Origin of the sequence: Pedobacter frigiditerrae (assembly GCF_032678705.1) — a bacterium.
Classification (GTDB): Bacteria; Bacteroidota; Bacteroidia; order Sphingobacteriales; family Sphingobacteriaceae; genus Pedobacter; species Pedobacter frigiditerrae_A.
On the sequence record NZ_JAVTSS010000001.1, the window covers coordinates 306,861 to 324,774 of the forward strand.

Sequence of the window (17,914 nt, forward strand, 5' to 3'; positions counted from 1 at the left end):
CATTTTAGATGTATTGGTTTTATTGGTTGCCATTAAGGCACACCAATTCCAGCCTCATTCTAAAAAACATCCCTTGCGTTAATAATTATGTAAGATGTAAGTTGAGTAGTTGGAAGAGGTAAAATGGAAGATGTAAGCTCGAAAGTCGGAAAGTCTGGAAGATGACCATAATACCAATTAACCAATTACTCCAATCTTCCCTCAGCTAAAGCAAACGGCAATGTTGAGCGCAGCAAAATCCCGAATCTTCGGGGAACTATTCAACAAATGAACCAATGACACCAATGAACCACATCAAAACAAAAGCTCACTCTCACCCAAATACTGGCGGATGAGCCTTAAGATTTGATCGCCATAGGCTGCGGTTTTTCCCTCGCCTACATTTTTAATTTTAGAAAGCTGTGTGAGTGTTTTGGGTAGCTTTGCAGAGATATCGACCATCGCCTGATCAGAAATAATGTGGTAACCAATCAATTTTTTTATTTCTGCTGTTTGTTTTCGCCATTCCAATAGTTGAGCATAAAGCGCAGGGTTTTCAATTACTGCTGCTGTATTTGCCTGACTTTGTTTCCAGTCGTCGATGGGTTTATACTTTGTGGCCTTACTGCTCATTACTTTATCTATTTCAACAAAATTAGTAATGGTGGGCAACAGCTCAAACACTTCGCTTTTTGCTTCTAATTGTTCTAGTAATTGGTTTAACGTAGAAAAATAGTCTGGATGAAATGCTACTCCATTTAACGTTAGGTGCAAATCAGTGATGTCTGAATGTAGGCTAATTAGGTTGGGCAGGAAATAACCAGCTGCTTTTTCTAATCTAGCCTTAATTTCAAGGAGCACAACGTGTTTAACACTCAATTCTTTCTGGATAAAACGAACCGCAATACTATAGATTTTCTTTTCTAGCATTTGCTGGATATGACTTAGTCTTTCTGTTATCAATGGGTCATTTGGCATTAACTCAATGATCACTCCCTTCAAATGATGCAAAGCGGTCATTGTCGGGGCGAAGTCGAAACTTTGCTGTAAGGTTTCAATATCTAAAACAAATAAGGCATTATCTAGTGTTTGTTGACTAGGCAATGATGTTTGTGCCTTTTGCATGAAAGCTTTAACCGAAGCATCGGTAATGATGTTTTTAAGCTGCACTTTTTCTTTCAAGATCAAACCTTCAAGGTTTCTGCAACGACTAAGCGCTACATAAGTTTGTCCGTGAGCAAAGGCGGCACCCACGTCAATAACTGCTTTGTCAAATGTTAATCCCTGACTTTTATGAATAGTGATTGCCCAAGCCAACCTTAAAGGGAATTGGGTAAAAGAACCCGCACTGTTTTGTTTTACTTTTTGATCACTTTCTGAAAGGGTATATTTGTTGTTTTCCCAAACTTCTTGATTGGCCTCAAAGCTCGAGCCATCATCTAAAAAAGTTAGATTAATTCGCTCTCCATTAATGCTTTGTACTTTAGCAGTCCTGCCATTGTAAAATTGTTTCTTTCCAGAACTGTCATTTTTAATGAACATGACCATTGCGCCTTCCTTAAGCACAAGTTCCTCTTCTGTTGGGTAGGCTTCTTTTGGGAAATCGCCAGTAATTTTAGCTTGGAACCTGTGTGTAGTGCCCACTAGCTCTGCTAACCTTTGCTCGTTTAGCTGTTTAACTAAGGGGTTGTGTGTAGTTAAAGTAACATGGTCTGCCAAATCATGGTTAGCTGGGTTATTGTTGTAATGTTCGTTTAGCTTTTGCAACAAGTCTTCGCTGATAGCACCATTCCGTATTTCGTTTAATATCTCGATAAATACAGGGTCACTTTGCCTATGCACCTTCGTTAGTTCAAAAGTTAATAATGGAAATTCCTTAAAAATCAGGCTATCGAAGAAATAGGGGCCTTTATAGAATTTGCCCAATAGATGCCAGTCTTTTTGAAAAACCGGAGGCAACTGATACAAGTCGCCAATCATTAACAATTGTACACCACCAAAAGGTCTACTGTCCCCTTTTACAAATCTCAATACTCTATCAATATAATCTATTGTATCTGCCCTTACCATACTGATTTCATCTATGATAAGTAGATCCAAACATTTGATGATTTTTGATTTTTCAGGACCAAAACTTTTGCCTGAGAATTCATTAAATGCATTTGCAAATGGCGTTGGTAAAATAGGGCCAAAAGGAACCTGAAAAAAGGAGTGAATAGTTACACCTCCTGCGTTAATGGCTGCTACTGCTGTAGGTGCCACTACCACTAAATTCTTTTTGGTATTCGATCTAATGTAACGCAAAAAGGTAGTCTTGCCTGTACCTGCCTTACCTGTCATGAATATCGGCTTATTCGTTTTTTCTATAAAGTCGATGATTAATTTATGAAGGGGATCCAGTGTCATTATAGGTAGATGAAATGTGGTGCTAAATTAAGGCAATTGCCTTTTGGCTTCGGAACTTGTTTTCAACAATTAAAGAAGTTTGAAAGTAGAGAAGTCCGGAAGCTCGAGAGGGAACTAAAACAAATCAAAGAACTATAACGTTGAAACGAATTTAAGACGAAAAACCATAGCTGGTAGCATTTGGGGAAAGCGTGACCGGATTTGACTGGATTTGACGGCAATTGACTGGTCTCAGGGTAGGCTTGTTCGAGACTTCTCCCAGTGTTGTTCGAGAAACGTTGCTTTAAAGGCCGATTCTCCGAACGAATCTGGGAGGAATGTGGGAGAAAAGCCATTGAGTTTGGGAAGAAAAATAGTTGTCGGGAGTCCGAAAGTCGAGGAAAGATAAAGGAGAAAGAACGAAGAGTAATGCAGAGGTCAGAAAGTCCGAAAGAAGAACAAGGGACAACGCAAACAATTAACTCTAAAGAAAATTGTAAGCTACAAATTAGCGCCTTTGCTTATCGTTTTTCAATTGCTTTTTTAAAATACAATGCCGCTTTAAACCAAATTAAACACCTACTGAAATTTTATCAACTATACTATAGCTATACTTCATCTATACTTGAACTATACTTCATTAGTGCATAGGGTATGGTTGAAACCAAAATCAGGAATTGATATTTAACTGTGGGTTAATAGAGGGGGGTGAAGGAAATAAGAAATAGGTAGGAAGTCCGAACAATGATCAACGAACGAGTCTCTCAATAACTCCACACTAAAAAAACCTTTTCCATTTGCTTGCAGGGAATGCATCCTGTAAAATAGGTAACACTTTGTGAAAAACAGAGGCACTCAATGACGTATATGATAAAAAATGGGCTGATAAATATCAGACCCATTTTTGTTAATTAACTGTTTCTAACTAATCAACAACATCCATTGTTGAAGTATCTTTATGTTGCGATGAATGGCAACAAATATTTTTTGGTAAAGTAAGTTTTTTGAAACCGATGAGATTTGCAGGTTGTTTTATACTCATCGGATGACAATGTTTTCTTTTAATAACTTGCCGTCTTCTTGATATTCGATGGTCATTTTTGTCCCGGCAGGAGCAGCCAATAAACGTTTTAAGCCATCTGGATTTTTAAGCATGCTTTGATCTGTTACGCCATTGATGCTTTTAATGATGGCATTTGTTTTTATTTTTTGATCTGGATGATGCGTAGTTGAGTTTTGCATGGCCAATTCTCCTTTGAGGTTAAAGCCAAAAACATAACCGCCCAATATAAAATCTAAGGGATGTGTGGCGTTTTTATTTGGTGTAAGGTAGATTTCCTTTTTTTGAAGGTTAATGGTGAAATTATAACGATAAATTAAACGCATCCCTATGGAGCCATCAAAGCCTGGTTTCCAGTTTTCGTTTTGTCCGCCACCAGCCATTAGGGTTACCGGCATGTTTATAATGGGTTTGGCATTTGCAAAAGAAAAGCTTGCGGCCTTGCCATTAAAGGTAGGTGAGGAGATGCCCATGCTGGTGGTGCTGGCTTGGTATTCTTGTTTAAAGCCACTCACCAACAAACGATTTTGTTTTACAAAAGGCCTGAAACAGATCAGGTTGTAAGCTGCGCCAGTATCAAACACAAAATTACCAATATAAGGTTTGTCTACATTAATGGCTACTTGACCGGGAATGATAAATACCCCTGTTATGGTAATGGGTACGATAGTACCGCCTTTTTCGTAATTATAATTATCGAAATTGTACAAGCTCAATTCTTTCTTGTCGAAATCTATTTTGGTGATATATTGCCTGGTCATGGTATTGCCGATGATACCATCTAATTCCTTACCCATATCTTTAAACAAGGCAATGCTTTGGTTTTTTAAAGTGAAGCCATCGAGGTGTACTTCATTGCCAGCAGAGATGGAGATTTGCATGCTGCCACCCACCACAGACGTGTTTTGTTGTCTGCTTACCTTTAAGCCCAAGGTATCGGCCAATGCCTGGGTAACTGCCATGCCATCGGCACCAGTATCAAACAATAGGCGCAATATCCTTGGATTATTGTTTAGTTTAACATGTAAAACGATAGACTCGTTATAAGGCTCGAAAGGAATAATGGCAACGGGTGTTTGCCCGTAAGTTTTAGGCAAAAGGAATAGCATGACAATGCAAAAAAGCATTGTTTTTTTAATTTTTAACATAATTTTGAGTATGGTTAAGGAGCCGCAGATTCGCAGATTTAAGAATCACTATTCCTAACCTGCGAATCTGCGGCAAACCGAAATGATTACTTCGCTAATTCTTTTTCTAGTAAAGTTTTTAATCGAGGATCTGATGGTCTTGGCGAATCAACAGATACAATTTTTCCATTTTTATCAAATACCAAGAAACGAGGGATGGTGTTTACCTTGTAGTATTTAGAGAAATCATTGCCTGGTCCACCAGCCCATAATTGCATACCACCCAATTCTTTATCCTTGATCATTTTTTGCCATTTTTCCTTGTCTTTCGGGTCGTCTGTAGAAAGGCTGATGATTTGTACATCTTTCCCTTTCATTTCTTCTTCTAACTTTTTAAGGCTTGGGATTTCTGCAATACACGGACCACACCATGTTGCCCAAACATCAACCAAAACAACCTTGCCTTTTAAGCTGGCTAAGGTTACTGTTTTGCCATCCTTATCAGCATAAGAGAAATTAAGTGCTGCATCCCCGGGCTTTAAAGTTGCTAATGGCGTTAAGATATCCATATCCCTTTGTTTTTGGCTTTTGGTGATTACATACTTGCCGTATTCATTTTTAAGCGTGATGTAATCATCGTAATTTTTATAACTCGCTGCTCTATCTAAAACCAAATCTCCTTTTAAGGTATCACTTACTACCATGTCCAATTGATTTTTTAAGCCGGGTAAACCAGGTAAAAATTTAATATCCCTCTGGCGCATATTGACCAAGATAATGGAAGAGATTAAACGTGAGCCCCAAGGATAATTATAAGTTAAACTGGCATTTTTACTGAAATCTTCGGCTTTTAAGGTGCTATAGTAATCGATATATTCTTCAACAGAAGGATGTGCACTACGTGGTGTATTTAAAAAAGTAGTGGCATAAGTGGCTAAATCTAATTTAAGGATGTCTTTTACCTGTGCATCAAACTTGATGTTGCCAGTCGCTTTACCGTTTAAGAAAGTTTTAGATTTAGCGTAGACCTCTTCAAATTCAGGGAAGAAATCTAAAAAGGTACTATTTCCCACTTTCATAAAGTTAACTGACTTGCGTTCGATGGTATAGGTAAGGTCATGCCATTGCGATAAAACTACATTTTCTTTGGTATTTAATTTGCCATTTAATACGTAGGTAGAATCGTTAATGGTTAATGCCAATTTATCGCCTCCTTTGAAATAGAACTTGTAATTATCTGCTCCATTGATAGTGGTACCTGTACCAATTACATATAGCCCCTCATAATCTGGGAAAAAGTGAAAGCCAAAATCTCCAGTTTTAGAAGGGATGATGGTAGCAATTTCTGTGGTTTTACCTTCATTAACTGCAAATAGTTTTACGGTACGTGGTTTAGAAAACTTTAGTTTTCCGGTTACTTCAACGCCTTGTTGGGCTGTAGCTACTAATGCAGAAAATGCAAAGCATAGTACTGCACCTAATTTTTTGATGTTCATTGTGGTGTGTTTAAATGTTGCACGATGTTTTTGCATCGTGCAACGTAATTTTGTGGTTGATTATCTCTCTCTGTAGGTTAAGCTTTTTATCCTTCCGAAACCTGAATAGCTTTTGTCTAAAACCAAGTCGCCGTTTACAGTTGGTACGGTATAAATGTTTAAGCTACCATCTGCTCCAGCGGGTAAGTTAGTGTCATAGCTACCCACAAATAAGCTGTTTTGTAAAGGATATTTAGTGGTGTTTTTGATGTCATAAAACCCGAAGTAAGAAATTTTCTTTGTTCCTAGGTCTAACATCAGTTTTGAGGATTTAAGAATCATGTCATACTCGTACACCTTGCTACCCACTGCATAAAAGATATAGCCTAAGTTTGGACTAACTGCATAAAAATCGGCAAGGCCAATATCGGTACCCGTTATCTCATCGTAATAAGATTGTACATTGTTCGCGGGATTAAATCTTGCCAGGAACCTTTTTGTTCCGGGGCCTTTTAGGATGCCGAATATCTCGCCGCCATTAAAGGGAACCCATTGCATATAAGCTAGATCCATCCCTGTACTAAAGCTGAATTTTTTGTTAGCTAATGAAGGATCTGGTATAGTAGTACAGGTAGCTTGCCCGTTGGTATATTTTACAAACCTTTGATTGGTTTTATCGTAGAAGTTGGCGAATTGGAAACTGCTATGATTGCTTGCAATAAATGGTGCTACCTTAAATTCTTTTTGCTCGGCATTGATATAATTAATTGGTGCTGAGTAATAGATATTCTGCGTACGATCATAATAATATGCATTTTCTTTTCCAATCATGAAAGCTGAACTTCCATTAGCCATTTTTATTACATCGGCATAAAAGCCGGGAGGGATAATGCCAAACATTTCATAAGATAACCCCATGGTGGCGGTCCATTTAAAAGAGTTGGGATCTACCTTGGTGGTATAGCTATCGGTACCAAAATACAAACCATAGCTAATGGCATCTGGACCGATTAAAAGTCCTGTAGGATAAGTGTATGTCATTACTGGTTTCCCTTCCAATTTGAGTTGCGAACCGGTGGTAGCTAATAGGTCCGTAACTAAATCAAAACCTCCTGTGGTATTTAACGATAGCATATCTACCCTTGCACTACCATTTACATCGCACATCAAGATCCAGCCTTCATTAATTTCGTTTACCACCTTTAGTGTGAATTTATAAGGATATTTTACGCCAGAAGCTTTATCTGTAACATTGTAATAGGCGGTATAAGTACCTGCAACAATACTTATTTTCATATCTAGGTTGCGTGTGGTAGCTAAAGTAAATTGCTTAGTTCCACCTAAACCATTTGGTCCAATATAAATCCATTCATAACTGTATTTAGAATCATCTGTTCCAGCATCTTGTGTAAACTTAAAATCGGGTTTTAATAAGATGTTTTTCCCGAAAATTGCTGTTACCTCTTTTGGTAAATCATTAACCTCAGCAAGCTGATTAATTTCATTATAGTTATAATTTCCAAGGTCTTTCTTACAAGCCCCCATGAGTACCATTGCCATTAAAACAACGAATACTTTATAATATGTGTTTAATTTCATAACGTTTGTTTTAATTATTGTGCAGATGCGCCCATGATCATTACACTTCCATCATCTTCTAAAATGTTGTTACCCAATGCCCTTTGTTCATTTAGGTAACGTTGCATGAACTTGCCATAAGCCGCTGTTTCGGCGATAGATACATTTGTGTCTAGATAAGCAGGGTCTATCCCTAAAACAGTTACCATTAAGGTTAATTTTTTACGCGTAAAAACACCTAGGTAGACGTCTAGCCATCTGGAAGGTTTTTTGATGATGTCATTAACAAACCACCTGTAAGTTACAAAGGAATGTATTCTGCCTGTGGTAGTGTTCGCTATTTTGTAATTTAAAGGGGTTGCAAAATTCTCGTTAGCCTTTAGGTCAAAACTTAATAGAAAAGTATTCGCTTGCATATCTGCCTTTCTAAAAAACTTAATTTTAACCGTGTCTAAGGTTTTGTTCTTTTTAATCTGAAAGGAGGTATTCAAGATGGTATAGTGAACCCCTGCAATAGCAGTAGATTTTGGATTAAGTTCTAATGTATAGGGCCTATCCTTGTCAGAAACGGGGCCAATCGCCGCTATCACCATATTCATGATTGAGTCTTGACTTTTAGCAAGACTAAAAGATACATTTGTTGAATCTTTTATAGGCTCTCCAGTATAAACAGGAAGTCTGCCTGAATCGTAAAAATAGATAGAATTTTCTCCCGAATAAGTATCGAGTGGCTTTTTACAAGAGATGCTTAACGATATAATTACCAAAGCAATTATATAAGCTATATTTTTTTTCATTGCGTTTAGTTTAAGGTTAACGATATTGACTTTCAGAAAGAGGAAGAGGTACCGTATAGTTAATGGTGATATTAGCCGTACTTGATCCGTTACCTACAGAAGTAATATTTCTTCTTTTATAGTAAAAGAAAAGTTGTCCTTCTCCAAAAAACTCCTTTTGGTATTCTTTTTGCAATTCGGTGTTTAATACAGCGGTAGGTAGGAGGTTAATTAAGTTGCGGTTTAATCTTACCACATTTAGGTAATTAATTCCATCGGCCGCAAGGGGTTCAGTTTCTGCTGCGATGTAATACATTTCGCTAATTTTAAGCAATGGAATGGTAAACCTGAAGGTTTTTGTCTTATCTACTACATCAGCATATTTGTAAAATGTACGGTAGCTTTTTACCCCTGTTGAAGGAATTTGCCAATTGAGGTTATAGCGGAAATCATTATCGTTTGATTCATATACAGTTGCTAATCTTGCCGGTAAAGGTGCAAGGATGCCTGCATCGGCTACATTCGGATCAAATAGTGCTGTATACCTTGTATATAGCTGCGTATTCATGACACCAAAAATCATTTCGGTACTAAATGTTCTGTCCGGATTTACTTTTTCGTTTAAGGCATTAGCTGTGGTTGTCCATTTAAACTTATCTGCTACAGCGATTACCACTTTTGCTGCTTGCGAAGCCCCAACCTTATTGCCTCTATACAAATAAGCCCTAGCTTGAAGGCCTTTTACGGCATAATAGTTAAACCTAAAGTTCCTGTTGCTCTTTAAGAAATCGGCTGTCTCCGTTGCACCAGCTGTATTAACCCCACCAGTAATAATTGGATCTGCCTGTAATAAATTTTCTGCATCTGAAAGGTCTTTTAATACCTTAACCATGTACTCATTGGCAGGCAATAGCGGATTGATGCTCGATTTACTTCCCTCGTAATATGGCAAGCTTTGTTTGGTAGAATCAACAGTACTATATCTAGGGCCATAAAGACGCAATAAATCGAAATGGAGGTAGGCACGCATGGCTAAAGCTTCTCCCTTAAAGATGGCTTCTGTGCTTGGGTCTACTGCTCCCTTATATTTTTCGATGTTCTCTAAAAAGGCATTAATGTTTAGAATGTTAGCGTACGCTGCTGTCCAGATGCTCTCTAACCTAGTATTTGTTGGTGATTCGTTATACACGTAGGTAGCCACCTTGGTTAAACTGTGTGTGCTTGGAATGTTATAACGCTGTGCTAAAATTTCTATGGTCGAAAGCGACATTTGATCGCCATACAATTCATTTTTAGCCAAGTTGATGTATAAACCATTCAGTACAGATTGCACGCCTAGTTTAGTGCTGAACAGCTGAGTTTCTAAAACCTTGTCTTCTGGTTGTACATCCAAAAACTTTTTACATGAAGTAAACACAGTAATTGTTAATGCTACAAATGCTACTATTTTGATAAAATTCTTTTTCATTTTGATAGTTTTTAAAATGAGGCTTTTAAAGAAAAAGCAATTGTTTGAGCATAAGGATAATTTATACCACGTTCCCTTCTTACATTGGATAGGGTGTAGAAGTCGTTTGTAAATGCGTTAAGTTGTAGGCTTCTAAGTCCTAAGCTTTTTACCCATTTAGAATTGTCTAAAAGGTAACCGATATTTACAGACTCAATGGTTAAGGCATTTTCTTTTTGCACAAAGCGTGAAGAAATTGGCGTGGTTGCGGTTTGAGAAATACCTTTAAACTGTGCTAAGTCGCCAGGTTTTTTCCATCTATCGTAAAGCGCACGTTTATCTTGGTTATTGGTAACGCTAACAAAGCTGATGTTTTCTACTTTGTCAAACAATGCAGAATTGAATACATCGCCACCTAATTTATAACGTAAGCTAAAACCCAATGAAAAGCTTTTATACCTAAAATTGTTAGAAACTACTCCTTCAACCACTGGCGTCGTATTGCCCACGTTAACAATATTTGCTGTAGCGTAATCAAAAGTATACTGTCCGTCTTTTGTTAAGAAAACCTCTCTTCCGGTAGCAGGGTCAATACCCATTGATTTGATAGCCCAAATGGCCTCGGCGCTATAACCATCTTGATACCTAACAGTGGTTTTGTTGTTTTCTTGTTGTTTGTTTAGGGAGGTTAACGAGTTCCCGATATCTCCATATTTGCTCTTAAACATAGAGCCAAATATGCCAACGCTCCAAGTAATGCGCTCGGCCAAATTGTAAACAGGGAAATAAGTAAACTTAGCTTCGATACCTCTATAAGTTAAACTACCAACATTATATGGGTAATTAAACACCCCTGTAGATGATGGTAAATCTACAGGGACAATAAGTGGGTTGGTACTTTTGTCGTACGCATTAACATAACCTGTAAATCTGTTTTTGAATAAGGTAAATTCTAATGAACTGCTTATTTGACGCGTTTTTTGTGGCTCCAAGTTTGGATTGCCCAAAGTAGTTAAGCTTACCCCTTGACCAAATACATTATAGTTTGTGTTACTGTTGTAGTTATACACAGAAAGAGAGCTGATATTAGCAAAATTCTGATTGCCTGTAACTCCAATGTTAGCTGTTAACCTTAATGTATTGATCCAGCTTGTGCTTTTGATAAACTCTTCGTTATGGAGGTTCCATCCCAAGCCGAATGAATAATATGGAGAGAATTGTTTGTTGCTACCATAAGACGTAGAGCCATCGAGGCGATAAAGTGCATCAAATAAGTATTTGTTTCGATAAGAATAGTTAACGGAAACCGTACTGTTCAATGTTCTGAAAACATTACTTGAGGCGGTTGGGGCTCCACCTTCCATATAGCTATAGGCAAATCTAGGGTTACCTAAATTTCCTGCTGGAAAACCTTCAGCTACGCTACTATAACTCCTGTTTTCGCTTTCTGATATGGTATTTCTGAAGTTGGCATTGATGATATGGTCTTCTGCTAATACCGTATGATAGGTTAACATTAAATTGGCCTGATAAGAAAAGTTACTAGCCCTGGTATCAGTGTATTTTCCCTTCCTTAGCGTAGGAGTGTTGATAAATGCGCTCATGTCTGGCGATTTATAAACTTCGGTACTTGTATTTCCTTTTGTAATTTGTAAGCCACCAGTTAACTTCAACGCATTATTAATGTCGTAATTGAGGTTGAGGTTGTTCTGAACTTCTAAGTTTTTTGTCCTGTTATACTGTGGTTGCATGGCATCAAATAATGGATTACTCACCTGTAAGGTAAGTCCATTACTGGTTCTCGATTCCTCAAGATACCTATTCATTGATTTTTCATAATATGGATTAGTATTTACCCATGTTGAAAAATTGCCATAAGGAGATTCTGTACTTGAATAACCTCTGATGTAAGTAATGTTGTTTAAGTTGAGATTGTTTTTTCGATAGGTTAAATTAATGCTACCACTATAGGTATCTCTTCCTGAAGCTGTTGTCGAACCTCCTCCAATATCTGTTCCTACACCTTTCATCGTGCCTTCACCAATTCTATAGTTGACGCCAACACCATAGGTAAAAGCATTATCTCCACCAGATGCACTAATTGAAGAGTTGGTAGAATAACCATTTTGAACGGGATCACTTAACCAATAGCTATTTATGCCTTTTCTCACATTAGCAAGGTGGGCGTTATAGAGCTGATCTAAGTAAATTTCTTGCTCAGGTTGTCCTCCCGTACTTGGGATGTAACGACCAGATAAGCGTTCAAATTCTAATTTCTCAGCGGCATTCATCATGTTGTAGGCAGAAAGGTCTGGCATTTCGAACCTAAAATCCTGACTATAAGAAAACCTGAGTTCGCCTGGCTTTGGCTTAACGGTTTCGATTACCACTACACCGTTAGAGGCTTGAGAACCATATAAAGCTGTAGAGGCTGCATCTTTTAGAATGGTTACCGATCCAACCCTATTCATGTCTAAATCTACAATGGTTTGGAGGGTAGTGGGAAATCCATCTAAGATGAAGAGTGGTTGATTAGGGTCGGCACCAAATTGATCTCGTAAAGTGGTGCTTGGGATGCTACTTTTACCTCTAACTTCAATTATTGGCATCACGTTTGGATTAGAACCCGCCAAGTTATTTTCCAATTGTAGAAATGATGGGTCTAGCGACCTTAAACTTTGTATGATGTTATTGTTGCCAATTGCTTTTAGCTCATCACCTGTAAATTTGGCCGTAGTTCCTGTAAAACTATCTTTAGATCGATTAATTCCAGTTCCTGTAACGACGATGTCTTTCATCTCGGTTTCTGAAACCTCCATTTTTACAGTTAGGGGTTGGGTACTAGCTTTAACCTCTTTAGTTTTGTAACCAATGTAGGTGATGAATAAAACATCAGCTTCTGAAGCTGCGGTTATTTTAAATTCGCCCTTGCTATCTGTTATGGCAACTTTATCTTTAATGCCATTTACTCTAATGGAAGCGCCTACAATCGGTTTTCCATTTTCATCAATTACTTTACCGGTAACTACAATATCTTTCTCCCTATTTTCTTTTGGAGGGTTGGCTGCGTATTGTAAAATAATAGTTTTTTCTTCTAGTTTATAAGTTAGTGGTTGGTTGGCGAAACAAAGTCTTAGTACATCTTCTATTGATGCATTTTTTACTTTAAGCGTAACTGGTTTGGTTAAGCTTAACATGTTTGCGTTGAAAAAGAAATCATAACCAGTTTGTTTACTGATTTTTTGTATGATTTGTTCTAGTGGAACGGCCTTCTCGTTAAGTGTAATTTGTGCAAAACTAGTGGTTGCGCTGGCTTGTACTATAAACGAAAATAAGATGATGAACGTCAGTTTCAATTTCAATAATATTTTGGCATAAATACGGCTTGTTTTACCGCTATTAAATGTCATGTAAAAATTCATACATTTGTTTGTTTGGGTTTAGTGTCAAATGTTAATAGAGTCGATTTATTTAACAGCTAACCTGAATATGAACTCTTTTAGAGTTTAAGTTAGGGGCGTTGCAACCGCCTCTAACTTATTTTCAGATTACTGTTGGTTTAGGTAAAATTTACGGCATAACAGTAATCCTCCTTCCTTGAAAGTTAAAGTGAGCACTCTCTGTTAATTCCATTATTCTTAATACTTGTTTGATGTTTTTTGATCTAGAAACAGAACCGGTAAATACCATTCTTGATAAATCACTTGGGCATTGTACTTCAACATCATACCATCTTGATATTTTTCTCATGATACTCCCCATGTCTTCATTGTTAAATACAAATTCATTGTGTATCCAAGCCGTTTCATCATCTACATTAACAGCTTTAACCTTTATTAAATCCCCTATTACATTGGCTTGTTGGCCAGGTATTAACACATTAGCTGCATTTTTGGTGCTTACCCTCACACTACCTTCGACTAGTGTGGTCGCTATACTATTTTCGTCATGGTAAGCATTGATGTTGAAATGGGTACCCAATACTTGTACAGTTTGGTTGTTGGCTATCACCTTAAAAGGTTTGCTGGCGTTATGGGCTACTTCAAAGTATCCTTCGCCTGTTAATTCCACTATCCTTTCATTTCCATTAAATATTGTAGGGTATTTTAAGCTGGAAGCCGAGTTAAGCCAAACCTTAGTGCCGTCTTCTAATGTTAAATTATAATAACCTCCATTAGGTATGGTCAATAAGTTTATTTGTGATGTAGCTGCTGCTTTACTAGTATTATAAGTCAATTGCCCATCTTCGGTTTTAAAAATACTCGAGCCACCCTGGTCGCCTATTTTTCCAATGTTCGCTTCATTTAATGAAATGGATACTCCATTTGCCAGGGTTAATGTTGCTTTTTTACCTCCTGGTAAAATTTTGGCAACAGCTTGAGTTGTTTTGGCGGGATTGTTATGCTTATTGAGGTAGAAATACAAACTAAAAGATAGGCAAATTAATACCACTGCAGCACTGGCGATGCTAGCCAGTTTTGGCCAGAGTTTAACATTTTTCTTTTCGCGTTGGTGGATAGGTAATATTGTCCAAACTTGGCTTTTTGCCGCATTTAGTTGTTCGATAGAAAGGTCGATTTTTTCGTTGTCTGATGTTAGGTACCAGCTCTCTAATAGCGCTAATTCTGTTTCAGTGCAATTGCCTTCCTTATATTTTTTGAGTAGTTCTTTTGCCGCTATGTTTTTCATATCCTTAAAGAAGTTATTTCCTCTTTAGAATATAGACGGCAAAGGGGGTAGGTAGGTGGTATATAAATTTAACAAAAAGTTAAAATTAATTTAAAGACTCACAAAAAGCATCATTCCGAGCTTACTGCGCAATATTTTAAGCGCATTGTTTATTTGTTTCTTTACGGTTTGCTCAGAGATATTTAATTGGGCGGCTATTTCTTTATGGCTTAACTTTTCTTTCCGGCTTAAATCAAATACTTCCCTCATTTTTGTTGGTAAACTGGCAATACCACTTTCGATCAGGGCAGAAAGCTGTTTCTCTCTTATGCTATGGTCTGTAATACAGTAACCTTGTTCTATGTAACCCTGTAAAGATTTAATGTATTTCGATTCTACTTCTTGATGTGAGATTACATCTAAAACCTTGTTTCTAACTGCAGTGTATAGATATCCGGATAGGCTAGAATTAATAACTAATGAATTTCTTTTGTTCCACAGTTGTGCAAAAAGTTCATGCAGTAGATCTTGGGCTTCCTCCTTGTCGCGTAGTTTTTGATAAGCGTGTAAGTATAATACATCAAAATATTTATTGTAAATGATGGTGTAAGCTAAGGCATCATCACTCTTTAGCAATTCAATCAATTCGGTATCAGAAGGAGAGGTGTCTAGCAACATGCTACAATCACAAATTTTATTTGAAAAGCAAAAAAGTCAAACTTTTAATATAGGTAAAGCAAAAGTTATGATGTAGCTATCAAAATTAATACAAATAAGCTAATAACCAAATAGATTAGTGCTTAGGGCTTTATTTTGAAATAAGTGATGCTATTATTTTAAAACATTTATGTTGCGACATCTTATTAATCAATTTTACTATATTTATCACATAACAATCTCAATCTAAGTCAATGGGGGTCATTTTAATCAATCAGTTTAATTAGCCATGGCAAAAAAGTCCAATAGGTTATCTGTCTGGTTTTTGTCTAGGCCCAAAACAACAGGGTTTATTTTCTTCTGGTTTTTGTTAAGTCTTATTTCTTTAATTGTTAGTCAGCGATACCAAATATTTCAAGAGAACAAAGAACGAGAGATTTCAAATATCTTGGCATCTGTTGAAGGTAACATAGAACAATCTTTAAAAAATGGTTACAATATTGCTTTAACGTTAGCACTTACGTTAGATAATGATGGTAAGCCAAATAACTTTGAGCAAGTAGCCAGTCAGTTAATTAAATCAAATCCAGACTTACAAGCGGTACAATTAGTACCCGATGGAATAATCAAATACATTTATCCACTAAAAGGGAACGAACCTGCATTAAACTTAAACTTGTATAAAAGTCCTCCAAGAACCATTTATGAAGCCAAGAAGGCAATCATTACCAAAAAGATGTACTACCAAGGGCCGGTTAAACTTACGCAAGGTGGTGTAGGTGTAATTGGTAGATTGCCATTGTTTATAAATAATAAGTTTTGGGGTTTTTCTGCTATTGTAGTAAAGTTAGATACACTGTTGAAACAAGCTGGGTTAGATAATAACAAATATGAGAACTACCGTTTTCAGCTTTCAAAGGTTAATCCCATAACAAATAAGGAAGAATTTTTTCTTCCAATGAAATATGACCTTAAACACCAGCAATCAAAAGCCATTGTTTTTCCTGAAGGAGATTGGAAGATCTATGTGATTAATATAGATCCTTATGGTACATTATGGCAAATTATTAGCGCCATCTTATTTGGCTTAAGTTTAACAGGTTTGTCAAGTTATTTACTAACTCGACTTTTAAGGAAGCAGGTTCAGTTGCAAACAGTAGTTCATGCTCAAGCATCGCAATTAATAGATACGGAGAGTAAGTTTAAGAATATTTTTGATCATGCGGCTATTGGTATAGCTAGGGTAAATTCTACAACAGGTGAAATTTTGGAGGTAAACCAATATCTGTGTGATTTTTTGGGTTATAAGGAAAATGAGTTGTTGAGTAAAAAAATAAAATCATTGATCTATTTAGATGACTTGGGTGAAGAGCGAATTTCATTTAAGAAATTGTTAAAAGGCGAATTAAGGCAGTTTAATAAGGAAAGTAGATATTTGGGTAAAGACGGAACTGTAATTTGGGGGAGTGTAACCATTACTCCTTTGTGGGATGAAGGTGAAGTGCCTACCAATCATATTGTTATTATTGAGGATGTAACTAAACGAAAGTTAGAGGAACAGATATTGATAGATTCTCAAAGAAGAATTGAGTCTTTGATTAATACGATTGATGGGATTGTTTGGGAAGGTAATTTTAGCACGCACCAATGTACTTTTGTAAGCGAAAAGGTAAAAGATATACTGGGTTATTCGGTTAAACAATGGATGAGTAGCCCTAATTTTTGGTTGGACCATTTATACCCAGAAGATAAAGAAGGTATGGTTTCCTATCTAGAAATGATGTTGCCAAACGATAGTCAACATGATGCAGAGTATAGGATGTTTGCCAAGGATGGTTCTATAGTTTGGATTAGGGATATTGTTACTGTTATAAGAGAGGAAGGACAATCTTATAAGTTAAGGGGCATCATGATAGATATTACCAATAAAAAAGAGGCTGAAGAAGCATTAAATAAGTCTTTTAATTTGGTAACTGAGCAAAATAAAAGGCTGTTGAACTTCTCTTATATTGTTTCTCATAATTTGCGCTCACATGCTGGTAATATACAAGGTATTTCAACATTAATAGAAAGTGCCCAAACAGAAGATGATAGGAATGAAATGATACAGTTGTTGAAAAAGGTTGCGGGTAATTTGAACGAAACCCTTTTTAACTTAAACAATATCGTAAATATTCAAACCAGTATAGATATTGATATTGAACCATTATATTTAAGTGACTATGTACAAGGAACTTTAGCTGTTCAAAAAACACAGATTTTATCAAAAAAAGCTACCATTTTAAACAAGGTAGATGGTGATATCGTTGTCAATTACAACCGTGCATACTTGGAGAGTATTTTACTCAATTTGCTATCTAACGCCTTGCGTTATAGTCACCCAGATAGAAAACCTGTTATTTCTATCGCTTGTTTTAAAGAAGATGGACAAGATGTTTTAAGGGTTTCAGACAATGGAATTGGCATCGATTTAGAAAAGTATGGTGATAAGTTATTTGGGATCTATCAAACCTTTAATGGCAATGCTGATGCAAGAGGCTTTGGATTGTTCATTTCAAAGAACCAAGTAGAGGCAATGGGCGGGAAAATAGAAGTAGAAAGTGCTTTAAATAAGGGAACGACATTTAAGATTTATTTTAAATAGCTGATTTGATAAACTGAGGCAGTTTGGATTTATTCCTATGAATGGAATATTTATTATTTCAAGAAAATTTTTATGTTTTAACTTAAATATGCGCTTCAAGCAACTCTGTGGCCTTTTA

At 36.7% G+C, this 17,914-nt stretch carries 11 protein-coding genes; 2 read left to right on the forward strand and 9 right to left on the reverse strand.

The features are described 5' to 3' along the window. Positions 1-294 precede the first annotated feature (294 nt). Positions 295-2,385, reverse strand: coding sequence for an HRDC domain-containing protein (locus R2Q59_RS01280; protein WP_316782977.1), 2,091 nt, complete (start codon positions 2,383-2,385; stop codon positions 295-297). Positions 2,386-2,793: 408 nt separating this feature from the next. Here R2Q59_RS01280 and R2Q59_RS01285 point away from each other — a divergent pair, with 408 nt between their 5' ends. Further along, positions 2,794-3,015 (forward strand): hypothetical protein, encoded by a 222-nt coding sequence (locus R2Q59_RS01285; protein ID WP_316782979.1) that lies wholly within the window; start codon positions 2,794-2,796, stop codon positions 3,013-3,015. Positions 3,016-3,402: 387 nt separating this feature from the next. Here R2Q59_RS01285 and R2Q59_RS01290 read toward each other — a convergent pair whose 3' ends face one another. From R2Q59_RS01290 to R2Q59_RS01325, 8 genes are all read right to left on the reverse strand, one after another. Then, the gene (locus tag R2Q59_RS01290; RefSeq protein ID WP_316765216.1) at positions 3,403-4,572 is read right to left on the reverse strand and encodes a retropepsin-like aspartic protease; all 1,170 of its coding nucleotides are present in this window, start codon (positions 4,570-4,572) and stop codon (positions 3,403-3,405) included. An 86-nt stretch (positions 4,573-4,658) separates the two neighbouring features. Next, positions 4,659-6,047, reverse strand: coding sequence for a TlpA disulfide reductase family protein (locus R2Q59_RS01295; RefSeq protein ID WP_316782982.1), 1,389 nt, complete (start codon positions 6,045-6,047; stop codon positions 4,659-4,661). A 60-nt stretch (positions 6,048-6,107) separates the two neighbouring features. After that, positions 6,108-7,625: a PKD-like family lipoprotein gene (locus tag R2Q59_RS01300; protein WP_316782985.1), complete on the reverse strand. Its 1,518-nt coding sequence runs from the start codon at positions 7,623-7,625 to the stop codon at positions 6,108-6,110. A 14-nt stretch (positions 7,626-7,639) separates the two neighbouring features. Next, the gene (locus R2Q59_RS01305; RefSeq protein ID WP_316782987.1) at positions 7,640-8,401 is read right to left on the reverse strand and encodes a DUF4843 domain-containing protein; all 762 of its coding nucleotides are present in this window, start codon (positions 8,399-8,401) and stop codon (positions 7,640-7,642) included. A gap of 16 nt (positions 8,402-8,417) precedes the next feature. Further along, on the reverse strand, positions 8,418-9,848 hold the full coding sequence (locus R2Q59_RS01310) for a RagB/SusD family nutrient uptake outer membrane protein (protein ID WP_316782991.1): 1,431 nt from the start codon (positions 9,846-9,848) through the stop codon (positions 8,418-8,420). 11 nt (positions 9,849-9,859) lie between these two features. Further along, complete coding sequence (locus R2Q59_RS01315; RefSeq protein WP_316782993.1) at positions 9,860-13,249, reverse strand: SusC/RagA family TonB-linked outer membrane protein; 3,390 nt, start codon at positions 13,247-13,249, stop codon at positions 9,860-9,862. A gap of 148 nt (positions 13,250-13,397) precedes the next feature. Beyond that, positions 13,398-14,516 (reverse strand): FecR family protein, encoded by a 1,119-nt coding sequence (locus R2Q59_RS01320; protein ID WP_316782995.1) that lies wholly within the window; start codon positions 14,514-14,516, stop codon positions 13,398-13,400. Positions 14,517-14,606: 90 nt separating this feature from the next. Then, a complete protein-coding gene (locus R2Q59_RS01325) occupies positions 14,607-15,173 on the reverse strand; it encodes an RNA polymerase sigma-70 factor (RefSeq protein WP_316765223.1) in 567 nt (188 codons plus the stop codon). Between the two features lie 268 nt (positions 15,174-15,441). Here R2Q59_RS01325 and R2Q59_RS01330 point away from each other — a divergent pair, with 268 nt between their 5' ends. Then, positions 15,442-17,796: a PAS domain S-box protein gene (locus R2Q59_RS01330; RefSeq protein WP_316782998.1), complete on the forward strand. Its 2,355-nt coding sequence runs from the start codon at positions 15,442-15,444 to the stop codon at positions 17,794-17,796. The last annotated feature ends 118 nt before the right edge of the window (positions 17,797-17,914 follow it).

Coding starts and splice junctions, on each gene's coding strand:
- R2Q59_RS01315 (WP_316782993.1), bottom strand. CDS start 13,249: ATGAATTTTTACATGACATTTAATAGCGGTAAAACAAGCCGTATTTAT.
- R2Q59_RS01305 (WP_316782987.1), bottom strand. CDS start 8,401: ATGAAAAAAAATATAGCTTATATAATTGCTTTGGTAATTATATCGTTA.
- R2Q59_RS01280 (WP_316782977.1), bottom strand. CDS start 2,385: ATGACACTGGATCCCCTTCATAAATTAATCATCGACTTTATAGAAAAA.
- R2Q59_RS01320 (WP_316782995.1), bottom strand. CDS start 14,516: ATGAAAAACATAGCGGCAAAAGAACTACTCAAAAAATATAAGGAAGGC.
- R2Q59_RS01285 (WP_316782979.1), top strand. CDS start 2,794: ATGCAGAGGTCAGAAAGTCCGAAAGAAGAACAAGGGACAACGCAAACA.
- R2Q59_RS01300 (WP_316782985.1), bottom strand. CDS start 7,625: ATGAAATTAAACACATATTATAAAGTATTCGTTGTTTTAATGGCAATG.
- R2Q59_RS01295 (WP_316782982.1), bottom strand. CDS start 6,047: ATGAACATCAAAAAATTAGGTGCAGTACTATGCTTTGCATTTTCTGCA.
- R2Q59_RS01325 (WP_316765223.1), bottom strand. CDS start 15,173: ATGTTGCTAGACACCTCTCCTTCTGATACCGAATTGATTGAATTGCTA.
- R2Q59_RS01330 (WP_316782998.1), top strand. CDS start 15,442: ATGGCAAAAAAGTCCAATAGGTTATCTGTCTGGTTTTTGTCTAGGCCC.
- R2Q59_RS01310 (WP_316782991.1), bottom strand. CDS start 9,848: ATGAAAAAGAATTTTATCAAAATAGTAGCATTTGTAGCATTAACAATT.
- R2Q59_RS01290 (WP_316765216.1), bottom strand. CDS start 4,572: ATGTTAAAAATTAAAAAAACAATGCTTTTTTGCATTGTCATGCTATTC.